Origin of the sequence: Paenibacillus daejeonensis DSM 15491, assembly GCF_000378385.1 — a bacterium.
GTDB classification, from domain to species: domain Bacteria; phylum Bacillota; class Bacilli; order Paenibacillales; family Paenibacillaceae; genus Paenibacillus_D; species Paenibacillus_D daejeonensis.
In genome coordinates, this window is sequence record NZ_KB899670.1 from 62616 (window position 1) to 81042 (window position 18427).

18 protein-coding genes and 1 riboswitch are annotated in these 18427 nt (G+C 56.2%); of the genes, 12 read left to right on the plus strand and 6 right to left on the minus strand.

Features of this window, described 5'->3' with window-relative positions; genetic code table 11:
* Positions 1 to 17: 17 nt before the first annotated feature.
* From F556_RS35145 to F556_RS0125225, 6 genes are all read left to right on the plus strand, one after another.
* A complete protein-coding gene (locus F556_RS35145; protein ID WP_020619785.1) occupies positions 18 to 338 on the plus strand; it encodes a hypothetical protein in 321 nt (106 codons plus the stop codon).
* 61 nt (positions 339 to 399) lie between these two features.
* A complete protein-coding gene (locus F556_RS35150; RefSeq protein WP_020619786.1) occupies positions 400 to 777 on the plus strand; it encodes a hypothetical protein in 378 nt (125 codons plus the stop codon).
* A gap of 56 nt (positions 778 to 833) precedes the next feature.
* Positions 834 to 2147 (plus strand): right-handed parallel beta-helix repeat-containing protein, encoded by a 1314-nt coding sequence (locus F556_RS0125210; protein ID WP_020619787.1) that lies wholly within the window; start codon positions 834 to 836, stop codon positions 2145 to 2147.
* Positions 2144 to 3034, plus strand: coding sequence for a nitrous oxide reductase accessory protein NosL (locus F556_RS36925; protein ID WP_020619788.1), 891 nt, complete (start codon positions 2144 to 2146; stop codon positions 3032 to 3034). Before F556_RS0125210 ends, F556_RS36925 begins: the two co-directional genes overlap by 4 nt.
* Positions 3031 to 3852, plus strand: coding sequence for an ABC transporter permease (locus tag F556_RS0125220; protein WP_026297485.1), 822 nt, complete (start codon positions 3031 to 3033; stop codon positions 3850 to 3852). The genes F556_RS36925 and F556_RS0125220 overlap by 4 nt, the downstream gene beginning before the upstream one ends.
* Entirely contained in the window at positions 3845 to 4579 is a 735-nt protein-coding gene (locus tag F556_RS0125225) for an ABC transporter ATP-binding protein (protein ID WP_020619790.1), read from the plus strand. The genes F556_RS0125220 and F556_RS0125225 overlap by 8 nt, the downstream gene beginning before the upstream one ends.
* Positions 4580 to 5488: 909 nt before the next feature.
* Here F556_RS0125225 and F556_RS0125235 read toward each other — a convergent pair.
* The 4 genes from F556_RS0125235 to F556_RS0125250 all read right to left on the minus strand — a co-directional run bounded on the left by F556_RS0125235 (position 5489) and on the right by F556_RS0125250 (position 8949).
* The gene (locus tag F556_RS0125235) at positions 5489 to 6712 is read right to left on the minus strand and encodes an MFS transporter (RefSeq protein ID WP_020619792.1); all 1224 of its coding nucleotides are present in this window, start codon (positions 6710 to 6712) and stop codon (positions 5489 to 5491) included.
* Between the two features lie 15 nt (positions 6713 to 6727).
* Positions 6728 to 7759 (minus strand): ROK family protein, encoded by a 1032-nt coding sequence (locus F556_RS0125240; RefSeq protein WP_020619793.1) that lies wholly within the window; start codon positions 7757 to 7759, stop codon positions 6728 to 6730.
* A 106-nt stretch (positions 7760 to 7865) separates the two neighbouring features.
* On the minus strand, positions 7866 to 8378 hold the full coding sequence (locus tag F556_RS0125245) for a methylated-DNA--[protein]-cysteine S-methyltransferase (protein ID WP_020619794.1): 513 nt from the start codon (positions 8376 to 8378) through the stop codon (positions 7866 to 7868).
* Positions 8371 to 8949 carry a bifunctional transcriptional activator/DNA repair enzyme AdaA gene (locus F556_RS0125250; RefSeq protein ID WP_020619795.1) on the minus strand — a complete coding sequence of 193 codons (579 nt, stop codon included), beginning with the start codon at positions 8947 to 8949 and terminating at the stop codon, positions 8371 to 8373. The genes F556_RS0125245 and F556_RS0125250 overlap by 8 nt, the downstream gene beginning before the upstream one ends.
* 139 nt (positions 8950 to 9088) lie before the next feature.
* Here F556_RS0125250 and F556_RS0125255 point away from each other — a divergent pair, with 139 nt between their 5' ends.
* Both F556_RS0125255 and F556_RS0125260 read left to right on the plus strand, forming a co-directional pair.
* On the plus strand, positions 9089 to 9991 hold the full coding sequence (locus F556_RS0125255) for a DNA-3-methyladenine glycosylase family protein (RefSeq protein WP_026297486.1): 903 nt from the start codon (positions 9089 to 9091) through the stop codon (positions 9989 to 9991).
* Between the two features lie 92 nt (positions 9992 to 10083).
* Entirely contained in the window at positions 10084 to 10716 is a 633-nt protein-coding gene (locus tag F556_RS0125260; protein WP_020619797.1) for a YczE/YyaS/YitT family protein, read from the plus strand.
* A gap of 385 nt (positions 10717 to 11101) precedes the next feature.
* On the opposite strand, the gene lacZ is transcribed toward F556_RS0125260, so the two are convergent.
* Positions 11102 to 14227, minus strand: coding sequence for a beta-galactosidase, LacZ type (lacZ, locus tag F556_RS0125265; protein ID WP_020619798.1), 3126 nt, complete (start codon positions 14225 to 14227; stop codon positions 11102 to 11104).
* A 196-nt stretch (positions 14228 to 14423) separates the two neighbouring features.
* A riboswitch (guanidine-I (ykkC/yxkD leader) is annotated at positions 14424 to 14520 on the plus strand.
* Between the two features lie 123 nt (positions 14521 to 14643).
* On the opposite strand from lacZ, the gene F556_RS0125270 reads away from it, so the two are divergent.
* From F556_RS0125270 to F556_RS0125285, 4 genes are all read left to right on the plus strand, one after another.
* Positions 14644 to 14994: a DMT family transporter gene (locus tag F556_RS0125270; protein WP_020619799.1), complete on the plus strand. Its 351-nt coding sequence runs from the start codon at positions 14644 to 14646 to the stop codon at positions 14992 to 14994.
* Positions 14991 to 15305: a DMT family transporter gene (locus tag F556_RS0125275; protein ID WP_020619800.1), complete on the plus strand. Its 315-nt coding sequence runs from the start codon at positions 14991 to 14993 to the stop codon at positions 15303 to 15305. The genes F556_RS0125270 and F556_RS0125275 overlap by 4 nt, the downstream gene beginning before the upstream one ends.
* A 94-nt stretch (positions 15306 to 15399) precedes the next feature.
* Positions 15400 to 16761, plus strand: coding sequence for an MATE family efflux transporter (locus F556_RS35160; RefSeq protein ID WP_040717946.1), 1362 nt, complete (start codon positions 15400 to 15402; stop codon positions 16759 to 16761).
* A 17-nt stretch (positions 16762 to 16778) separates the two neighbouring features.
* Positions 16779 to 17375, plus strand: coding sequence for a TetR/AcrR family transcriptional regulator (locus F556_RS0125285; RefSeq protein ID WP_020619802.1), 597 nt, complete (start codon positions 16779 to 16781; stop codon positions 17373 to 17375).
* Positions 17376 to 17459: 84 nt separating this feature from the next.
* On the opposite strand, the gene F556_RS0125290 is transcribed toward F556_RS0125285, so the two are convergent.
* Positions 17460 to 18374: a DUF6612 family protein gene (locus F556_RS0125290; protein WP_020619803.1), complete on the minus strand. Its 915-nt coding sequence runs from the start codon at positions 18372 to 18374 to the stop codon at positions 17460 to 17462.
* Positions 18375 to 18427 lie beyond the last annotated feature (53 nt).

Here is an 18427-nt window from a genome sequence, read left to right on the forward strand (position 1 = left end):
TGGGAAAGGAGAATAGGATGAAGCGGATCAGACGGTGGTGGCTGCCGGGGCTGATCGTGTTGCTGTGCGTCATTGCGGTCGTGCCGGTCACGACTGGACCACCGGACCGTACGCGGATGGTGGTGGATCATACGCTGGAAACGTATATCGCGCCTCCGTGCTTTGATCAGGCGGAAGCGACCAATTATCTCGGGGAGATCAATTGGCGGGGGGCCCAGACGTACAATTACAAGCCGGAGTCGGCATGCACGACAGCGTTGATGGAGCCGCAGTCCATGATGCTCTGGCAAGTGGCAGGGGTCAGGCTGGGATGGCTGAGCGGTCCTTGGGGCTGGTGAGTTTCGCAGGAGCGTGTAGAGACGGGAGCAGGATGATTGAATAAGGAAAGGGCGTGAAGGGATGAAAGCAAGGTGGCGTCAACTGCTGATGCTAGGCGTGCTTGGTATCGGACTTAGCGGCTGCGGCGGCGAACCGGCGGTGCCGATTGATCCGGCACTGGTGGAAGCCACAGTCCGGACTGAACCGGCTCCGGCTAGTAGCGGCACGCCAGTGACACTGGTTGCGGAATTTACGGGTGCCGAGATTACGGACCGGGCCGATGTGACACTGGATATCCGGGTGGAAGGTGAGCCGGTGCTGATTGATGCGACGTATGACGGCGAGGGCGGCTTTGAGGCGACGTATACTTTTGCCGATCCAGGTAGCTATGAAACGTTTGTCCATCTGTATGTGGACGATCTGCATCTCACCAAAAAAGCACAGGTTGATGTTCAATGACACGAGCCATGCAGCGCAGAAGCGGTCGAACGCTAAAGGGGGGAGTCTTGGCTCTGATGGCAGGTGTGGCGATGCTGTGGATAGCCGGGGCGAATCACCAGGTTGAAGCATCGGCTTCAAGCCCATCCCTGCAGACGCTGATAGACCAAGCTGCAGTAGGCGATCGCCTGACCATTCCGGAGGGTACATATGAAGGACCACTTGTCATCACCAAGCCTCTTGCACTGATAGCTGACCAAACGGGCGAAGTGTTGCTGAAGTACACAGGTGAGGGTCAGGCCCTGCGGATTGAAGCGGACGGGGTAGCGGTCGATGGCTTGCGCATCGTGGATGAGACGGTCAAGAACGAGCCGACGATTCTGGTAACAGGCGACCAGGTGCAATTGAGCCACCTCACCATTATTACGGCAGCCGACGGGATCCAGCTGAGAGGGGCGCAAGGCGGCGAGCTGCGAGGAAATCTGGTGGTATGGAGCAGTCAGGCGGCTGCACAGGCCGTGCGGTTGGCTGCCAAAGGCAATGGGATCGACCTATATGATTCCCACGACAACCTGATAACAGGCAACCGGATTCGGGATATGCATGATGGAATCTATCTGGAGAACAGCGATCATAATGAAGTGACGGATAATGATCTTGCCGATTCTCGCTATGGTGTGCACTGCATGTACACGGTAGGCACCCGAATTCTGGGTAACCGGGGCGAAGGCAATGTGACGGGCGCGATGGTGATGAATACACGGGAAGTCGAGATTACCGGCAATACATTTGCCAAGCAAAACGAAAACGTGAACTCGCAAGGCCTGCTGTTATTCGATGCGCACGCTACCCTCGTCCGGGATAACCAGCTGGAAGGCAATCGGGTAGGAATCTATGTCGAGCAGTCTTCAGATAATCAGCTGGAGGGCAACCGGATGCTGGATAATTTCATCGGCATCCAATTAATCTCGGCCAGTGGCAATACATTGACGGGAAATCAATGGATCGGCAATATGGCGGATGCGCAGGCGAGGGGAAGCGTCGATAATACGATTTCCGGCAACTACTGGGATGCTCACCGCGGCGTCGATATCGACGGGGACGGCTATAGTGACATCAGCTATGCTGTTAATCCGCTGTTTAGCGGGATTGTCCAACGACGGCCGCAGCTGCAGCTGTTGTTTCAATCGCCGGGCATGTTGTTTCTGGAGGATCTGTACCAGGCGGACCGGCAATCCTGGACGACGGATGCGTCGCCCCTGATGAGGCCATTGGACATGAGAGAGACAGATCCGGATCGGCAGAGTGGCTGGCTTGTTGGCGTGGCAGGCTCGGTGCTGCTGGCGGGAACGGGGATTTTATACTATTTGGCAAGGAGAAGAGGAACATGAGATACATAAAACGAGTGAAAAGACAGCAGGTGAATGTCTGGGCAGTGCTTCTGCTAACGATGGTTCTGGCAGCTGCCTGTGGTGGTCCGTCGTACGAGCCGCATCCGATTGATGAAGCAACCGACCGCTGCGCAATTTGCAATATGGCCATCAAGGATGACGAGTTTGCAACGCAGATCATTACCAAAGACGGACAGTCCCTGAAATTCGATGATATTGGCTGTATGAATGAATGGAAAACCGAATACGGCACGGATACGGTGGGGGCCGAGTTTGTCCGCGATTATACCAATAGCAAATGGCTCAAATATGAGGATGCCTACTATGTATACGATGCGACCATCCAGACGCCAATGGCGTACGGGATTGTCTCGTTTGAGCAAGAAGCCGAGGCCGAGGCGTTCATGGCTGAATACGGGGCAGGTGAGCTGATGACCGCGGCTGATCTGGCGAATCACAGCTGGGAGGTCAATCGCGAGATGATGGAGATGTCCGGCATGGAGGGGCACAGCCACTCCCACGACGGTGAGGTGAATGCGCATGGTAGTGATGGGGAAGCAGAAATGGATGCGCATGGCGACTCGCAGGATGGCGAGATGAGCCAGCATGATGATGAACAGAACGGCGCGATGGGCGCGCATGAGGATGAGCAGGAGGCGCATGGGGATAGACAGGCTGGTCACGAAGCTGATACACACGGTGCCGGAAACGATGCTGGTGCGGCGGGGCAGGGTGCTAATAAAGATGGCGAGGTTGATCAGCCCACGCATGAGGCTAACAGTCGGTCCAATGCGTCGGGACATGGGAGTACAGGAAACGGCGATGCCAAGGGTACGGGGTATGGCATGACAGCAAACGGAGCGACAGCTACTGGGACGGCGGCATGAGTCACACGCTGCAGATCGCGCTCCGGGAGGTTCGGATGGGTCTCCGAAATCCGTGGGCGTATTCGTTCATGGCGCTGTTCGCCCTTTTCATGCTTAGTCTACTCCTGATTCAGTCGCAAGGCTACGTGCAGGGCTACACAGGTGTGACAGGGACGATGCTCAACCTGATTGTGTATCTGTTGCCGCTGATGACGCTCATGCTGGGCTCGTTCTCCTTAACGGGGGAGCGGGAGGATGGCAACTGGGAGCTGCTGTCTTCTTATCCGGTGCGGACCTGGTCTTGGATTGCCGGCAAGTACGGTGGATTGGCGGTCGTGCTGCTGGCTATTATCGCTACTGGCTTTGGCCTAGCGGGTGTGGCCGGCTGGTTGACAGGCGGCGGATTTGACTTGCAAACGTATGGATTGCTGCTGGTCTTTGCCGGCAGCCTAGCTCTGCTGTTCCTCGCTGTCTCGCTGGTCGTGGGCACCTTGGCTCGCAACCGCTGGCAGGCGCTGACGATGGCCGTTGCGATCTGGTTCTTCGCCGTCATTGGCTGGGCCCCGCTGCTGATTGCTGTGCTCGGGCTGCTGCCTTATCTGTGGGTCAAGCCGGCGGTGACGGCGTTAACGCTATTGAACCCGGCAGAGCTGACCCGGCTGTTCGTTGTGGTCAAGCTGGGAGCGGGGTCCATACTGGGCCCGGAATACTACGCGTGGGTGCGATGGATTCGTCAGCCAGCGGGGACTTTAGGCTTCGCGGCAGTCTCAGCGCTATGGATTGTATTGTCGGCAGGAGCATCGGCTTGGTTCTGGGAGAGGAGGCGATCGCGTGGGTGAGCCGTTTGTACAGTTAAGCGGCATTCGCAAAACCATGCAGCGCCAGGTCATTATCCAAGACCTGCATCTGAGTGCAGAGCGGGGAGAGATCGTTGCGCTATGCGGCGGCAATGGTGCCGGCAAGAGCACGATCCTGCGGATGCTGGCGGGCGTGATGCAGCCGGACCAGGGCGATATTGTGGTAGGTGGTCTGCGGTGGCGGGAGAATCGACTCGACTATGCGGGGCAGATTGGATACATGCCGGATGACTACCGGTTTAGCCCGGGCCTGACGGCTTCGGAGACCATGCGCTTCTGGGCCGGTCTGCGAGGATTGTCAGCGGCACGCGCGCGGGAAGTGCTGTCGGAGGTCGGCCTGACGGAGACGGGGCGCAAGGCGGTGAGTGCCTTCTCCAAAGGGATGCGCCAGCGCATCTTGTTCGCTCAGGCGCTGCTGGCCCGGCCGCCGCTGCTCATAATGGACGAGCCGACCAATGGTCTCGACCCGTATTGGATGGAGAGCTTCGCTGAGCTGGTGAGACAGGCCGCCGCTGCAGGGCAGACGGTCATCTTCTCAACGCATCAGCTGCCGCTGGCTGAAGGGCTCGCGGACCGAATCGCCTTCCTGCGCGGCGGCGTCATCGAGCTGGAGGGCACCCCCGCTCGGATTCGCGAACAGCTCGGCTCCGAGGGGCTGCAGGAGGCCTTTGCCTCCTTGTTCGGCTTCCCCGTCGGACGCCCGGAGTAGCCCCCGGGGGCTGGGGGGGGGGGGGGCTGGGCCTTTGCGGGCGGCGGGGCTGGGCGGCGATGGCTGGAATCCGACACAGGAGTTCGGCCCCGGATCCGGCTCGGCGCCGCCTGAACGAATGGGCCTCTCGCTGCTTCGCCGGGAGCTCGGATGCCCCGCCCCCCGCGCGCTGGGATCTGCGCACCAGGCAAGAAAAGCGCCCAGCGGCAGTTTGGCGGGGCTGCAACGAAAGAAACTTTCGTTGGAGGCGTCGAGCGGCGGTGGGTGGGATCAGTAGCGAAAGAAACTTTCGTTGGAGGCGTCGAGCGGCGGTGGGTGGGATCAGTAGCGAAAGAAACTTTCGTTGGAGGCGTCGAGCGGCGGTTTGGTGGGTCAGTAGCGAAAGAAACTTTCGTTGGAGGCGTCGAACGGCGGTGGGTGGGCTCTGTAGCGAAAGAAACTTTCGTTGGAGGCGTCGAGTGGCGGTGGGTGGGGTCAGTAGCGAAAGAAACTTTCGTTGGAGGCGTCGAACGGCGGTGGGTGGGGTCAGTAGCGAAAGAAACTTTACTTGGAGGCGTCGAGCGGCGGTTTGGTGGGTCTGCAGCGAAAGAAACTTTACTTGGAGGGCGCCAAGCGTCGTGGAACCCCGCTCTAAGTCTAGAAACTTTACTTGGAGGGCGCCAAGCGTTGTGGAACTCCGCTCTAAGTCTAGAAAGTTTACTTGGAGCGCCCACTGCGACGCGAAATCTACTCTAACGAAACCAGCTTTCCATGGATCGCACCAAGCGACGCTCGTTTAGGCCACGATCGCAGCTCGTGCCACCACTGGAATGCACCAAAAAAGCCGCTCTCCATCCTTTCGGAGGAGGAGCGGCTTTCTGCTTTTTCTGGCTACTAGTAACATTCGACCTACCGCAGGCACCTCGCACCTTAAGAGGCTTCCCCAGCTTTCGCTTTTCGTTCTGGGGGCTGAGCCGCCTGCGAGAGCAGGGCCGAGATGATGACGAATACCATGACGACCAGCATGGCCCGCAGCAAGCCGAAGTGTTCGCCAAGCAGGCCGAGGAACGGCGGACCGGCCAGGAAGGCGAGGTAGCCGATCGTGGCGATGGCACTCACCCGGGCTGCTGCACCGCGCTTCACATCCGCGGCGGCCGACATGCCGACAGGGAAACCGAGTGCGGCACCGAGGCCCCAGAAGACGACGCCAACTGCAGCGACCAGGTAATGTTGGCCGAAGATGACCAGCAGGATGCCGATAATGGCCAGCACTGCTGTGGCGCGTAGCACCGGCACACGGCCGTAGCGGTCGAGGAAGTAGCCACCGGAGAGACGGGCGATCAGCATGGCACCCACGAACAACGCATAAATGGACGAGCCCATCGCAGATTCCACTTGATAGCCGTCGACCATCATAATCGGCAGCCAATCACTGGCCGAGCCTTCGGCGAATGCCATACCGAGTACAATGAGACCAAGCAGAATGAGTCGCCGTTCCTTCCAGATCGCAAGCCGCTCAGTGAAGGACATTGGCGCTTCATCTGCATCATTTTCATCATCTTTGCCTGTGGCCAGAGGGAGGAAGCGAAAGAACGCCAGCACAATGATGGTGACCAGCACCGCAATGCCGCTCAGATGCACAAGAACAGACACCTCCAGGGCATCAGCGCCCGATCCGATCCCCGCGCCGAGCAGGGTGCCTGCGCTGAAACCGGCGTGCAGCGCTGGCATCAAGGTTTTGCCAGTAGCCCGTTCCAGGGCAGCACCCTCGACATTAAGCGCAACTTCAGCCAGACCGTAGCCCAGTCCGAAGAAGAGCAGACTGATAAAAACAGCAATGGCCGAAGAAAACGATGCGGATGCACCGACAGCACCAAGGCCAGCCGTAAATAAAAGTCCGCACGAAATGATAACGGGCCGGGCCCCGTAACGGGCGACGATATGGCCAGCGAATGTCAGGCCAATCATCGACCCGGCGGCCAGACCAAAGATGATCCACCCCATTTGCGAAGTATTTACATCAAGCAGGTCACGGATCACCGGTGTGCGGGATACCCACGTGGAAAAAGAGAGACCGGGCAGGGCGAACAGGATAAAGACGGCCAAACGCCACTTGGCGAGATTAACCGTGTGGAGCTGGGTTGGGCTGGACATGAGGTTCCCTCGTTTCTATATTTTTCGCTCAATGAGCTGCAGATGGTAAGTCAGTCGTTCCAGGGTGGCTTGCAGCAAGCCAAACCTGTACTCCTCACTGGTTTCCGTATTGACGAACAACTCCGGCATGTGTTCCTTGGGCAGATGCTTGAGGCAGCCTTCCGTGACCTCTTCGAGTGAGAGGGCTGCTGACATCGTACCGGTGAGAGCAATCGTTGCTGGATTGAGTATCGATACAATTGACAGGATAATGGAGACGACCAGCGGCAGCATCTCATCAGGCTGGTTGATCCGACGCAGCTGCTCCGCCCGGGACATGACGTGTGGCAAAAAAGAAATCTCGCCAGCAAACGTGGTATGGCCACGCACGAGCCGGCCGTTCACCATGAAGCCTGCACCAGGAAAGTGGTCTTCGACTAAAGTGATGGCAGCAAACACCGCTTCTTCGTCGTATTGCTGGCGGTGATACAGTCCGTACACGGTCATGTTCATATCGTTCTCGATCAGAACCTCTATGCCGTGCTTGTCCTGCAGCTCCGGACCTAAAGCACGATGAGCCAGCGCAGGCACGTCACATACGCCAATCACTCCGTGATGGGCAACGCCGGGAATGCCGATTCCGACAGCACGAATCTGCTCATAAGCAGCCAATAACTCCTCAATGCGGGCGTCGATCACCTCGGCATCGATATGCTCGAGCACACGTAGCTCGTCATGAATAAGCTCCCCGGCTAGATTGGCGACGGAAGCCTGAATGGAATGCCGTCCGCCCTCCGTACGTACAAGCAGCACAGCTATATAAGCGTAATCCGGATTGTAACGATACCGCCTGGCGGGACGTCCCCCGCTGGACTCTTCCAGCTCAGCCTCCAGCACCTCGCCCTGCTCCAGCAGTTCATTAAGAATGGTCCCGCAGGTGGCTACACTCAGCCCTGTTGCTGAGGCGACCTGTGCTTTGGTGGCGTAATCCAGACTTCGCAGCGTATTTTTAATAAGCTCGGTGTTGATCTTTTTGACCCGGGAGGCATTATTGGCGAAGAGCGACATGCGGGCAGCTCCTTTATTAAAATAGTTTTAATAAGTGTTTTATTAATTAGACTATACGCCGCCAATCCATTGATGTCAATCACTTCTGAAGACCAAAAAAGCGCCGTTACCGGCGCTCCAGCTCGAGCAGTAGAGACTTCATTTCCAAACCGCCGCGAAACCCGGTCAAGGCGCCATCCTTGCCGATGACCCGGTGACAGGGGATGTAGAGCATGACAGGATTGGCACCAATTGCTGCACCGACAGCACGGACGGCGGCGGGCCGACCGATCTGCTGGGCAATTTCGCTATAGGTTCGAGTCACGCCATAAGGAATTTCCCGGAGCGCTTCCCACACTGCCTGCTGAAATGGCGTTCCGCGATACGCCACCGGCAGATCCCAAACGGTGGTTTCCCCAGACAGATACTGCGTTACCTCTTGAACGTAAGGACGCAAGCGCTCACGGTCCTGCAGCAAGGGCTCGTTAGGCCGCCTGGCAGCCGCCCAGGCAGACAGCTCTTCAAAAGCTCCATTCAGCGACCCCACAAAACAAAGCCCGCTCTCCTCAGCTGCCAGGTAAAGCCGCCAATTTTTATATTCTAATAGGTCCCAATATACGGGGTGTTGTGTATTATTCATTCGTTACCGCCTCCTGTGCGTGCACGCCATTATCCTGTCGGTACCGGGCCGGCGTACTCCCGGTCATTCGTTTGAAGAGTGTAATGAAGTAAGGAAGATTGCTCAGACCAAGCTCCTGACCGATTGCTCTGACCGATAGCGTCGAGCAACGTAATAGCTCCTGTGCGCGGCTGATCCGTAGCTGCTGCAGATAGGCCGTCGGGGTGATCCCCATGATCCGTTTGAAGGTGCGCTGCAAATGATAAGGACTGCCGTGGCAGGCTTCAGCCAGCCGGTGTAGTGTCAGCTCCTCGGCATAATGTCTGTCCATATAGGCTGCAGCGCGGGAAATCCAGGCTTCTTCGGGGAGCTTGTGCTCGTGGGGCAGGCACCGTTTGCAGGGGCGGTAGCCCTCGCGCTGGGCTGCGGCAATTGTATCATAGAACTGGACATGCGCTCGCTTGGGAGGTCTGGATTTGCAAGAGGGTCGGCAAAAAATACCGGTCGTCCGCACCGCATACCAGAATCGTCCGTCGTGACTTGCATCATTATTGAGGACGGCCTGCCATTGCAGTTCCTCGTCAATTTCCATCCTAGTGACCTCCTCCTCTCCGTAGCTCAAGTATACCTCTGTAGAAACGAGAATGATACGTTCGGAAGATGGAAGCGCAAGATAACGAAAGTGCCATCAGGCGAAAGTATGGTATAACTGAGATAAGGAAAAGGAGGGGATGGCCGTGCAACTGAGTTTGCCTGTGCCGGAGCTTTTCAGTTTCGCGCAGAACCTGAGCTATCTGGAACGCTCGCCTCTGGAAATCCTGTATACTGTACAGAATGGCAAAGTGTACAGGGCCATTGACGCGGAAGGGACGGCATTAGTCGTTGAAATCGGGATGGCGGCGGATGATTCAGCGCTGCTGGTACGCTTCCTTGGAGACGGGCCGCCACCGGGAGCAGCTGTTAGGGCAGCGGCTACCCGATATGTGAGGCGGTGGTTCGACCTGGATACGGATTTGCGCCCCTTTGATGAGATGGCTCAAAAAGATACTTTGCTTCAGGAACCAGCCCGTCTGTACCGGGGCTTGCGGATTGCAGGAATCCCCGATTTGTTCGAGGCGATTAGCTGGGGCATCCTCGGTCAGCAGATCAATTTGCCCTTTGCCTATACGCTGAAGCGCAGATTAATAGAGCAGTATGGACGGCGGCTGGAGGCCGGTAATCAGAGCTACGCTATGTTTCCAACTCCGGAACGGATCGCGGGGCTAAGCGTTGAGGAGCTGAGACCGCTACAGCTGTCTAGTCGCAAGAGTGAATACCTCATCCATGTCGCCCAGTTGATTGGACGGGGGGAGTTGAGCCGGGAAGGGTTGCTCGCAGAGGGGGATTTGGCGCGGATGGAGCAGGCGCTGGTCCGGATTCGGGGGATTGGCCCATGGACGGCCAACTATGTATTGATGCGTTGTCTGCAAATGCCGACGGCTTTTCCCATCGCCGATGTGGGGCTGCACCTGGCACTCAAGCAGGCGCTGGGCTGGGACCGCAAGCCGACGATTCCTGAGATCCGGGAGCTGGCGGGCGGCTGGTCCGGCTGGGAGGCGTACGCGACTTTTTATATGTGGCGGTTGCTCTATTAGTTTCGGATGGAAGGTTAATGGGGTGGATAGTTAATTAGATGGATGGTTAAGGGACGAATTTCAGCACGAGGACAGCAGAGGAGACTTGAAGAATGACAGAGCAACAAGGGATGCAAAGCAAGTACAAGTGGGGGTTCTTCCTGGGAGGCATCGGCATACTCAGTCTGGGCATTGCGCTGACGATTGTTAGCGGCCTGGGTGTGTCGCCGTTTGATGCGGCATTGGTCGGACTGACACGGAGCGTAGGCCTGACCGTGGGCAGTTGGGAGATTATTATTGCGTTTGTGCTGATTTTTTTCAATGCGCTGTTGGGGCGCCATCGGCCGGACTTTGCCGGATTGGGCACCGCATTGGTGACCGGGCTTGGCATAGACGGGTGGCTGTTGGCCCTAAGGCATGTCGAGCCGACATTGCTGGGACAGCAGCTGGCGGGATTTGGTGTGGGCCTGCTCTGTATCGGTTTTGGCACGGCATTGTATCTGTATACACGGATTGCGCCGATCCCGGTGGACCGACTGATGCTGGTACTGCGCCAGCGCGCCCGGATGACGCTGGGTGTCGCGCGGACATTGATCTACCTGGTATTCCTCGGATTGGCGCTGCTGCTTGGCGGCCCAATTGGAATCGGCACCGTGCTGTCAGTCTGTCTCGGCGGCCTGATTCTGGCCTGGATGGCCCGGTCCGTCGAACGGATGGCGCCGTCTAGCGAGCCAGCACGTTCATAACGGCGTGCCCAGAGGAAGAAAGGTGTGCTACAGCAGGCGAAAGTCGAGGGTGGCGACAAATAGAGGAAGAAAGGTGCGCTATAGCAGGCGAAAGTCGAGGGTGGCGGCAAATAGAGGAAGAAAGGTGCGCTACCGCAGGCGAAAGTCGAGGGTGGCAGCAAATAGAGGAAGAAAGGTGCGCTACCGCAGGCGAAAGTCGAGGGTGGCGGCAAATAGAGGAAGAAAGGTGCGTTGCAGCGCAACGCACCTAAAAAAGCCGGCCCGACTGATTCCAAATCAGTTGGGCCGGCTTTCTGCATACTAGGCTAAACTAACTAAGCCGTCAAAGTATCTCCCCACTTGGACGGACCACGAGGCGTCCGCCCAAGCGCGGAGTAACGTTAGACTAGCGAAGCGGAGACAGCGTGAAGCGGTACGTGTACGGACGGTTGGCGTGGAGCAGGTACTCGCTGTGCGTCGGGGCTTTCCAGCTGTCGTCGCCGCCTACACCCATCTGCTTGTAGTTGACACGCAGCACGGTTTTCTCGGAGGCAGGCAGCTTGTAGCCGTGATCGTTCGCTTCCAGCTCCTCGAAGGTCCAAGGCAGCGCACATACTTCGAGCGGGATTGGGCCAGTGACGTGGAGACCTGCTCCGTCGGTGCCGGCTGTAATCGAAGCCTCGCGCACATCTGTCTTGTTGCCACACTCCTGCGGACGCAAGTAAGGCACATACTGATCAGTGACGAGTCCGATGAAGCGACCCAGACGGGCGCCGGTCTGACGGTCCCAATAGCTCTCGTGCGGTCCACGACCGTACCAAGCGATCGTGTCGAGCGAGCCGTTGAGCACGAGCTGCATGCCGACCGCCGGGATCTCCGGCAGACGCGAATCACTGCTGCCTGGCGTCAGGGACAGCTCGATCTCCACCGCTTCATCCGGACGTACGGTGTAGCTGACCGTCAGCGAGCTGACCGGTGCAGTTGGCAGCGTATAGTCCGCCCGGACTAGCACAAGCCGACCGTCCTGGGTCCAATGGAAGCGGCTCAGGCGGCGGCTCAGCGACGCTTCACGCCAGATGGCACTGCGCTCGTTCAACCGGCTGCCGATATCATTGTCGGTAATGGCTCTCCAGAAGGTAGGCGCTGCTGGCGCCAGCAGCCGCTCTTGGCCATCTGCCGCATAGGAGACGAGCTCCCCAGTCGCCAGATCGAAGGCGACAGCCAGGCCGCTGCCCGACACGACCAGGCGTCCATCCTGTTCCTGGGCATCCAGGGAGGCATCGGAGTGGTCAGCCGCAGGCAGCTTCGGCAGTCCTGGGGCGAGTACGAATTGATCCCAGGCGATTTCATGCCCGGCATCACCCCAAGGCGCAGCCGTTTTCAGACGGAAGGATACGGTCAGCAGCGCTTCTTCTGCTGAATCTACCGGGATTGCCTCGTATGGCAGGACGGCCTCCAGGGTCTCACCTGGTGCCAATGCCAGCGTCAGGCTGCCCTGCTGCGCAGGAGCACCACCCAGCTGAATCTCCCATGTGAGGTCGAACGCCTCAAGATCAAGGAACAGATATTTGTTGCGAACCTCGATGCGGCCTTCGGCGAGATCCACGGCGCGGATATCCACGTACTGGTAGCACTTCTTGACCTCCAACAGCTTCGGCGTGATCGAGCGGTCGCCGAAGATCAGGCCGTTGCCGCTGAAGTTGCCGTCATGCGGCGATTCGCCGAAGTCACCACCATAAGCGAGATACTCCGTGCCGTCCGGGGTTGTCGTGCGGATCGCTTGATCCACCCAGTCCCAGATGAAGCCGCCCTGCAGAATGTCATACTTGTCGAACAGCTCTGTATACAGGTGCAGTCCGCCGTTGGAGTTACCCATCGCATGGCTGTATTCGCAGATAATATAAGGCTTGCTCGCATCCTCCAGCGCATACTTCTCGACTTGATCAGGGCGGATGTACATGGTCGACTCGATGTCGGATGCGGCTTCCGATTTACGGTAATGGAAGATCCCCTCATAATGAACAAGCCGTGACGGATCCGCGTCCTTCAGGAAATCATGCATGGCGATAAAGTTATCACCGCCGAACGACTCGTTACCCAGCGACCACAGGACGATGGACGGGTGGTTCTTGTCGCGCTGGAACATCGAGTTGCAGCGATCCAGTACATTGGCTGTCCATTCCGGACGACTGCCTGGTACATTGCCTTCATTCAACTCGCCCTGACGGTAGTGCCACGTTCCGTGTGTCTCCAGGTTGGTCTCATCAATGACATACAGACCGTACTCGTCGCACAGCTCGTACCATACCGACTGGTTAGGATAATGCGAGGTGCGAACGGAATTGATGTTATGCGATTTCATCAGCAAAATATCAGTGATCATCTCTTCAACGCCAAGCGCACGTCCCGTATCACAAGAAAATTCGTGGCGGTTGACGCCCTTGAAGAGGACGCGCTTGCCATTGATTTTCATCAGGCCGTCCTTGAGCTCGAAGGAGCGGAAGCCAACTTTGGAGCTGACCGTCTGCACTAACTCGCCGTTTGCATCTGTCAGTGACAGGACGAGCGTATACAGGTGTGGAGTCTCGGCGCTCCAGAGTAGTGGTCGCTCAACGGAAGCTGTCAATTGCACCGACTGGCTGGCTCCGTTCGTAAAAGCAACGCCTTCGCCAGGTGACTGTGCCCATACAGAACGGCCATCTTTATCATGCAGTTGCATCGACAGCTGGTAGCCGGCTGCGGCTGCCAGGTTGTAATCCTCGAGCCGTGCATTCACGCGCAGCTCAGCATGCTCGTAATTCTCGTCCAGATGCGGCACGGCAAAGAAATCAGCGATGAAGACAGGAGGGGACGTGTACAAGTAGACTTCACGGAAAATCCCGCTCATGCGCCAGAAATCCTGATCCTCCAGCCAGCTCGCATCACACCAGCGATAGACCTCTACGGCCAGCTTGTTCTCACCGGGAATGAGATAAGGCGTCAGATCGAACTCGGCAGGCGTGAAGGTGTCCTCACTGTAGCCCACCAGCTCACCATTAAGCCATACGTAGAAAGCCGACTCTACGCCTTGGAAGCTGATGAAGACCGGCTGGCCCTGCCAAGCCTCGGGGACGGTCAGCGTCCGCACATAGGAGCCGACGGGATTGTATTTGGTTGGTACGTACGGGGGCTTCAGCTCCGGTTCAGATTCGGACCATGGATAGCGAATATTCGTGTATTGCGGATAATCATAGCCTTGGAGCTGCCAGTGGGAAGGAACCGCGATCTCGGCCCATTCACTTGTATCGTAATCGTTTTCGTAAAAGTTCGCGATACGCTCATCAGGATTCGGGGACCAGGCAAATTTCCATTGTCCGTTCAGAGACTGGCGCCAGGGAGATGCGGCTTTCTGGCCTGCAAGCGCCTGCTCGGCAGTCGGGTATCCGATCATCGAAGCATGGGCGGGCAGACGGTTTAATTGAAAGATCTCAGGGTTGTTATTCCACTCGGGATAGCCATTGCTTGGCGGTTGATGGACAAATTTGGTTCGCATAGTATCTCTCTCCCTTACGATTGAATACAGCTATATTCACAGTATAAAAGGTATCGGCTAGAGAAGATATAAAAGGATTTTGGGGATGATAGCACAATATTAAGGATTATCCGACAAGTAGCTGGAGACGATTACCCATTTCAAACCTGACTTGACCATGGCAGATATCTGTGTATAATGGAGGGAACGTCATAGGATCACAGTTTTCTAGGGTTCCGCACGCTGCGTGGACTGGACCGAGAGAAAACGGCAGCCGCAAGGCTGTGACACGGAGGGATAAAAGCCCGGGAGATAGACTGCGCCAGCAGTTTATATCCCGGGCTTTTGCTATGGTTACGGGAGAAGGCTGGCAGCAGTGGCGTTGACGTATGCCGGGAGAGTTCCCGGGGAAAATAAACCAAGGAGCGTGAGGAAGGATGAGCAAGAGCTGGCTGATGGTCATCATCGCAGCAGTATTTGAAGTCGGATGGGTGATAGGTTTGAAGCATGCGACGGGTTGGCTGGAGTGGGGAGCGACGGTAATCGCCATTATTGTCAGCTTTACGCTGATGATTGCAGCTTCGCGGGCGTTACCGGTTGGTACAGTCTACGCCGTTTTTGTGGGATTAGGAACAGCTGGTACAGTAATGGCGGAGATCATTCTGTTCGGTGGACAGGCGGAGCTGGGCAAACTGGCGATGATCGGATTGCTTCTGATTGGCGTCATTGGACTGAAGCTGGTAAGCCATGAGAAGCCTGAAGAGATTGTGGAGGTGGATCACGCATGAGCTGGATTGCGCTAATACTGGCAGGGTTATGTGAAATGGCAGGCGTCCTCATGATCAACAAATTTAATCATCAGCGTTCGTTGGCAGCTTTGGCCCAGCTTATTTTGGCATTTGGTCTCAGCTTCCTCCTGCTTGCTTATGCCATGGAGCATTTGCCGATGGGTACAGCCTATGCGGTGTGGACCGGGATCGGGGCATCGGGGGGCGCGGTGCTGGGAATGATCTTTTATGGGGAGCCGCGGCAGGCCTTGCGGATCTTCTTTATCGGATTGGTATTGGCTTCGGCGGTCGGATTGAAATTAGTCAGTTAGCGGGAAACAGCATCCAGTTGCATTGTTATCTTAAAGGTCTTATAATACTGAATGAACGTTCAGTATAAATAATAATAGGACAGGTGCAATCATCATGGAATCACAAAAAATGTTGAACCCGTTAGAAAATCAGTCCGTTGGACGCGCGTTTCTGCGCTATCTCATTCCATCGCTGCTAGGCATGCTTCTCGTCGCAGTCAATATTGTCGTCGATGGCATCATGGTCGGGAACAAGCTTGGTGCTGAGGCGCTGGCAGGAATCGGCATTGCCAGTCCGGTGTATACCCTGCTGATTGCCATGTCACTATGGCTCGGTATCGGCGGCGCGACACTATACTCTCAGGCCATGGGTGCCCGAGATACGGACAAGGCGAAACGGATATTTGCGCAGTCGCTTACGGTGATCTTCTCAGTGACTCTGATCATCGGGGTGACGGCTTTTATTTTCCGGGAGCCGCTCGTTTATGGTCTCGGGGCCAATAGTGACACCTACCCGCATGCGATGGCTTATATTACAGTCATGCTGCTGCTAGGTTTTGTGTTCACGGTAGAGAATGCGCTCAGCATTTTCGTACGCAACGACGGCAATCCCAACCTGGCGATGGCGGCGCAGATCACATTTGCGCTCTCCAACATCGGCATTAACTATATTGTTCTCTATGTGCTCGATCTCGGTGTGGCGGGCGTAGCGACAGGTACAATCATTGCAGCCTCGCTCGGCTTGCTTGTGTTATTGACGCACTTTACACGGAAAGCCAATAATCTGCATTTACGCCGTTTCAAATGGGACCGCGTCCTGTTCGTATCTGCTGTGATCATCGGTTTTCCAAGCTTTCTGGCGGAGGTCGGCATCTCCGTGTTCACGATCTCGCACAACTTGTCTCTTGAGCATTTGGCCGGCACATCAGGTGTAGCGGCTTTCTCGATCATTAACTATACGCATAGTGTTGTCCTGCTAACCTTTCTGGGCATGGGCTCGGCCATCCAACCATTGGTGAGCTACTATCATGGTGCGCGCCAAGAGGAGCGTAAACGACAGACCCTCCGGATCGCACTCTGGACCGCAGCGGGGGCAGGCGTGGCGTTACTGGTATTTATTCAGCTGTTCACGCCTTGGATCGTCGGTATCTTCGGTGACTTCACTCCGGCTGTGAAGCAAACAGCCGTGGATGGCTTTCAGATATTCGTATTCGCCTACGCGTTCATGGGCATGAACTTTGTCATGATGACCTACTTTCAGTCGGTCGACCATGTGCGGATGGCGGTCTGGATTACAGCAGCGCGGGAAATTATCATCATGCTGCTGTTCCTGCTCATTTTGCCACCTTGGCTCGGCATTACCGGGGTCTGGCTGGCGGTCCCGCTCTCCGAAGCTATCGTCTTGCTGACCATCGTGGTGTACTATAGAAAATATGGTGCCATCACAAGTCCTGCCCGGTTGGGAGCGGACCGATGAAGCAGGAGGGGAAGACGATGAACAAAAAACGCCAGCAGAGCGAACAGACCAAGGCCCGGCTGGCCGAGGCAGCTCGGTCGTTATTTGCCCAGAAGGGGTTTAAGGCAACTTCTATTGAAGATATCGTAGCGGCGACGGGTTCGAGCAAGGGCAATATTTATTATCACTTTCAGAGTAAAGAAGGGCTGTTCCGCTATTTGCTGGATGAGTGGTATGAGGAGTGGAGCGAGCAGTGGGACGCTAAGCAAGGCAACTACACGACAGTAGTAGACAAGCTGTACGGGTTGGTCGAACGTCTGGTGGTGGATGATCTCAATCATCCGCTGAGCAAAGCGATGGACGAATTTCTCTCCACGGAGCTGGAGAGCAACGACGTACAACAGGTAGTGGCCGGCTATATGGACGAGCATCTGCGCTTTAACCGGGAGCTCCTGCAGGAAGGCATGGACAAGGGGGAGCTGCAGCAGGGGAACGCTGAAGAGCTGGCGATCATTCTCGAAGCCACGTTGATGGGCCTGGCCGAGATGGCGAAGCGTCTGCCGCAAGCCGACGCGCTTGTGATGCATCGAAAGGCTATAGAGGTTTTCTTGCAAGGGACGCTGAAGCGCGACTGAACGGGGATAGCGGTAAGAAAGACAAAAACGACGGCGCCAAGGGTCATCCCCTGGCGCCGTCGTTCATGTTTAAAGGTAGAAGATTTATTGAGCTGGCATCTCCGGCATCATTTCGTCCATCGAAGGCGCGTTCAGTGCTTCTTCAGGAACGGTGATTTCACCGACTTCGTTGTAGTTGGAGAACGTGCTTTCCGATTTGTTGTTCATTTTCATCGTCATGCCTTCCTGCTCCATTGTCATCGACATTTCCACGTTCATCGATACAGGCAGGTAGTCGTCTTTACGGACGGTATAAACGATGAGCATTTTTTCAATACCCATTTGATCCATCAGCTGGTCCATACCACCTGCATCTGCACCGCCGCCCATGCCTTCGAGCATGTTCTTAGACAGTTCTTTCACGTTGTCACCAGACACGTCTGCGGTCAGGATGTAGTTGTCGCCTTCTTCCGTAACCGTGGTTTCATTCGTGATGGTCTTGAAGTGCTCCAGTTGGGCTTCTGGGCTTGCTTGCTGCTGCAGTTGCTCCATCATTGCGCCTTGCTCTGGGCCAGCCATCTTGATCCATTGGCCGGATACCTGCATGTACATGCCCTCAGGAGTCATGTACTGGATCATTTCCTGGTTACCGCCAGCTTCAGCCGGCATTTCCATTGTCAGCTCCTGATAAGCAGTAAGAGGGTTTTGGATAATGTCGCTTTTGACCGATGTTTTCACATTTTGTGTTTCACCGTTCATGTCGATGGTTTGCTCGGAAACCATCTCCATCGTGAAGCTCTCCATACTTGCAGAGGCTGCAGCAATGTTAGTAATCAGCTCTTCTGCCGTCGGCACATCGCCGGAAGGCTCTTCTGTGGCGTCAGGCTCATTTGTCTCTGTATTCGTAGCATTATCTGTTACATTGTTAGTTGTTCCGCCAGTCCCCTGTGTATCATTTGTTGTTGCGTTGTTTCCGCCGCCACATGCCGCAAGCACAGTTGCCAGCATCACAATCACCATTACCATAGACCATTTTTTCAACGTTGTTTCCTCCCACTGGTTTCTCTTTTTTT

Bases quoted from the DNA above. Each gene is read 5' to 3' on its own strand.
- F556_RS0125275 (WP_020619800.1), top strand. From the start codon at position 14,991: ATGAGCTGGATTGCGCTAATACTGGCAGGGTTATGTGAAATGGCAGGC.
- F556_RS0125210 (WP_020619787.1), top strand. From the start codon at position 834: ATGGCAGGTGTGGCGATGCTGTGGATAGCCGGGGCGAATCACCAGGTT.
- F556_RS0125285 (WP_020619802.1), top strand. From the start codon at position 16,779: ATGAACAAAAAACGCCAGCAGAGCGAACAGACCAAGGCCCGGCTGGCC.
- F556_RS0125220 (WP_026297485.1), top strand. From the start codon at position 3,031: ATGAGTCACACGCTGCAGATCGCGCTCCGGGAGGTTCGGATGGGTCTC.
- F556_RS0125260 (WP_020619797.1), top strand. From the start codon at position 10,084: ATGACAGAGCAACAAGGGATGCAAAGCAAGTACAAGTGGGGGTTCTTC.
- F556_RS0125255 (WP_026297486.1), top strand. From the start codon at position 9,089: ATGGCCGTGCAACTGAGTTTGCCTGTGCCGGAGCTTTTCAGTTTCGCG.
- F556_RS0125245 (WP_020619794.1), bottom strand. From the start codon at position 8,378: ATGAATAATACACAACACCCCGTATATTGGGACCTATTAGAATATAAA.
- F556_RS0125270 (WP_020619799.1), top strand. From the start codon at position 14,644: ATGAGCAAGAGCTGGCTGATGGTCATCATCGCAGCAGTATTTGAAGTC.
- F556_RS0125290 (WP_020619803.1), bottom strand. From the start codon at position 18,374: ATGGTGATTGTGATGCTGGCAACTGTGCTTGCGGCATGTGGCGGCGGA.
- F556_RS0125240 (WP_020619793.1), bottom strand. From the start codon at position 7,759: ATGTCGCTCTTCGCCAATAATGCCTCCCGGGTCAAAAAGATCAACACC.
- F556_RS36925 (WP_020619788.1), top strand. From the start codon at position 2,144: ATGAGATACATAAAACGAGTGAAAAGACAGCAGGTGAATGTCTGGGCA.
- F556_RS35160 (WP_040717946.1), top strand. From the start codon at position 15,400: ATGGAATCACAAAAAATGTTGAACCCGTTAGAAAATCAGTCCGTTGGA.
- F556_RS35145 (WP_020619785.1), top strand. From the start codon at position 18: ATGAAGCGGATCAGACGGTGGTGGCTGCCGGGGCTGATCGTGTTGCTG.
- F556_RS0125235 (WP_020619792.1), bottom strand. From the start codon at position 6,712: ATGTCCAGCCCAACCCAGCTCCACACGGTTAATCTCGCCAAGTGGCGT.
- lacZ (WP_020619798.1), bottom strand. From the start codon at position 14,227: ATGCGAACCAAATTTGTCCATCAACCGCCAAGCAATGGCTATCCCGAG.
- F556_RS35150 (WP_020619786.1), top strand. From the start codon at position 400: ATGAAAGCAAGGTGGCGTCAACTGCTGATGCTAGGCGTGCTTGGTATC.
- F556_RS0125250 (WP_020619795.1), bottom strand. From the start codon at position 8,949: ATGGAAATTGACGAGGAACTGCAATGGCAGGCCGTCCTCAATAATGAT.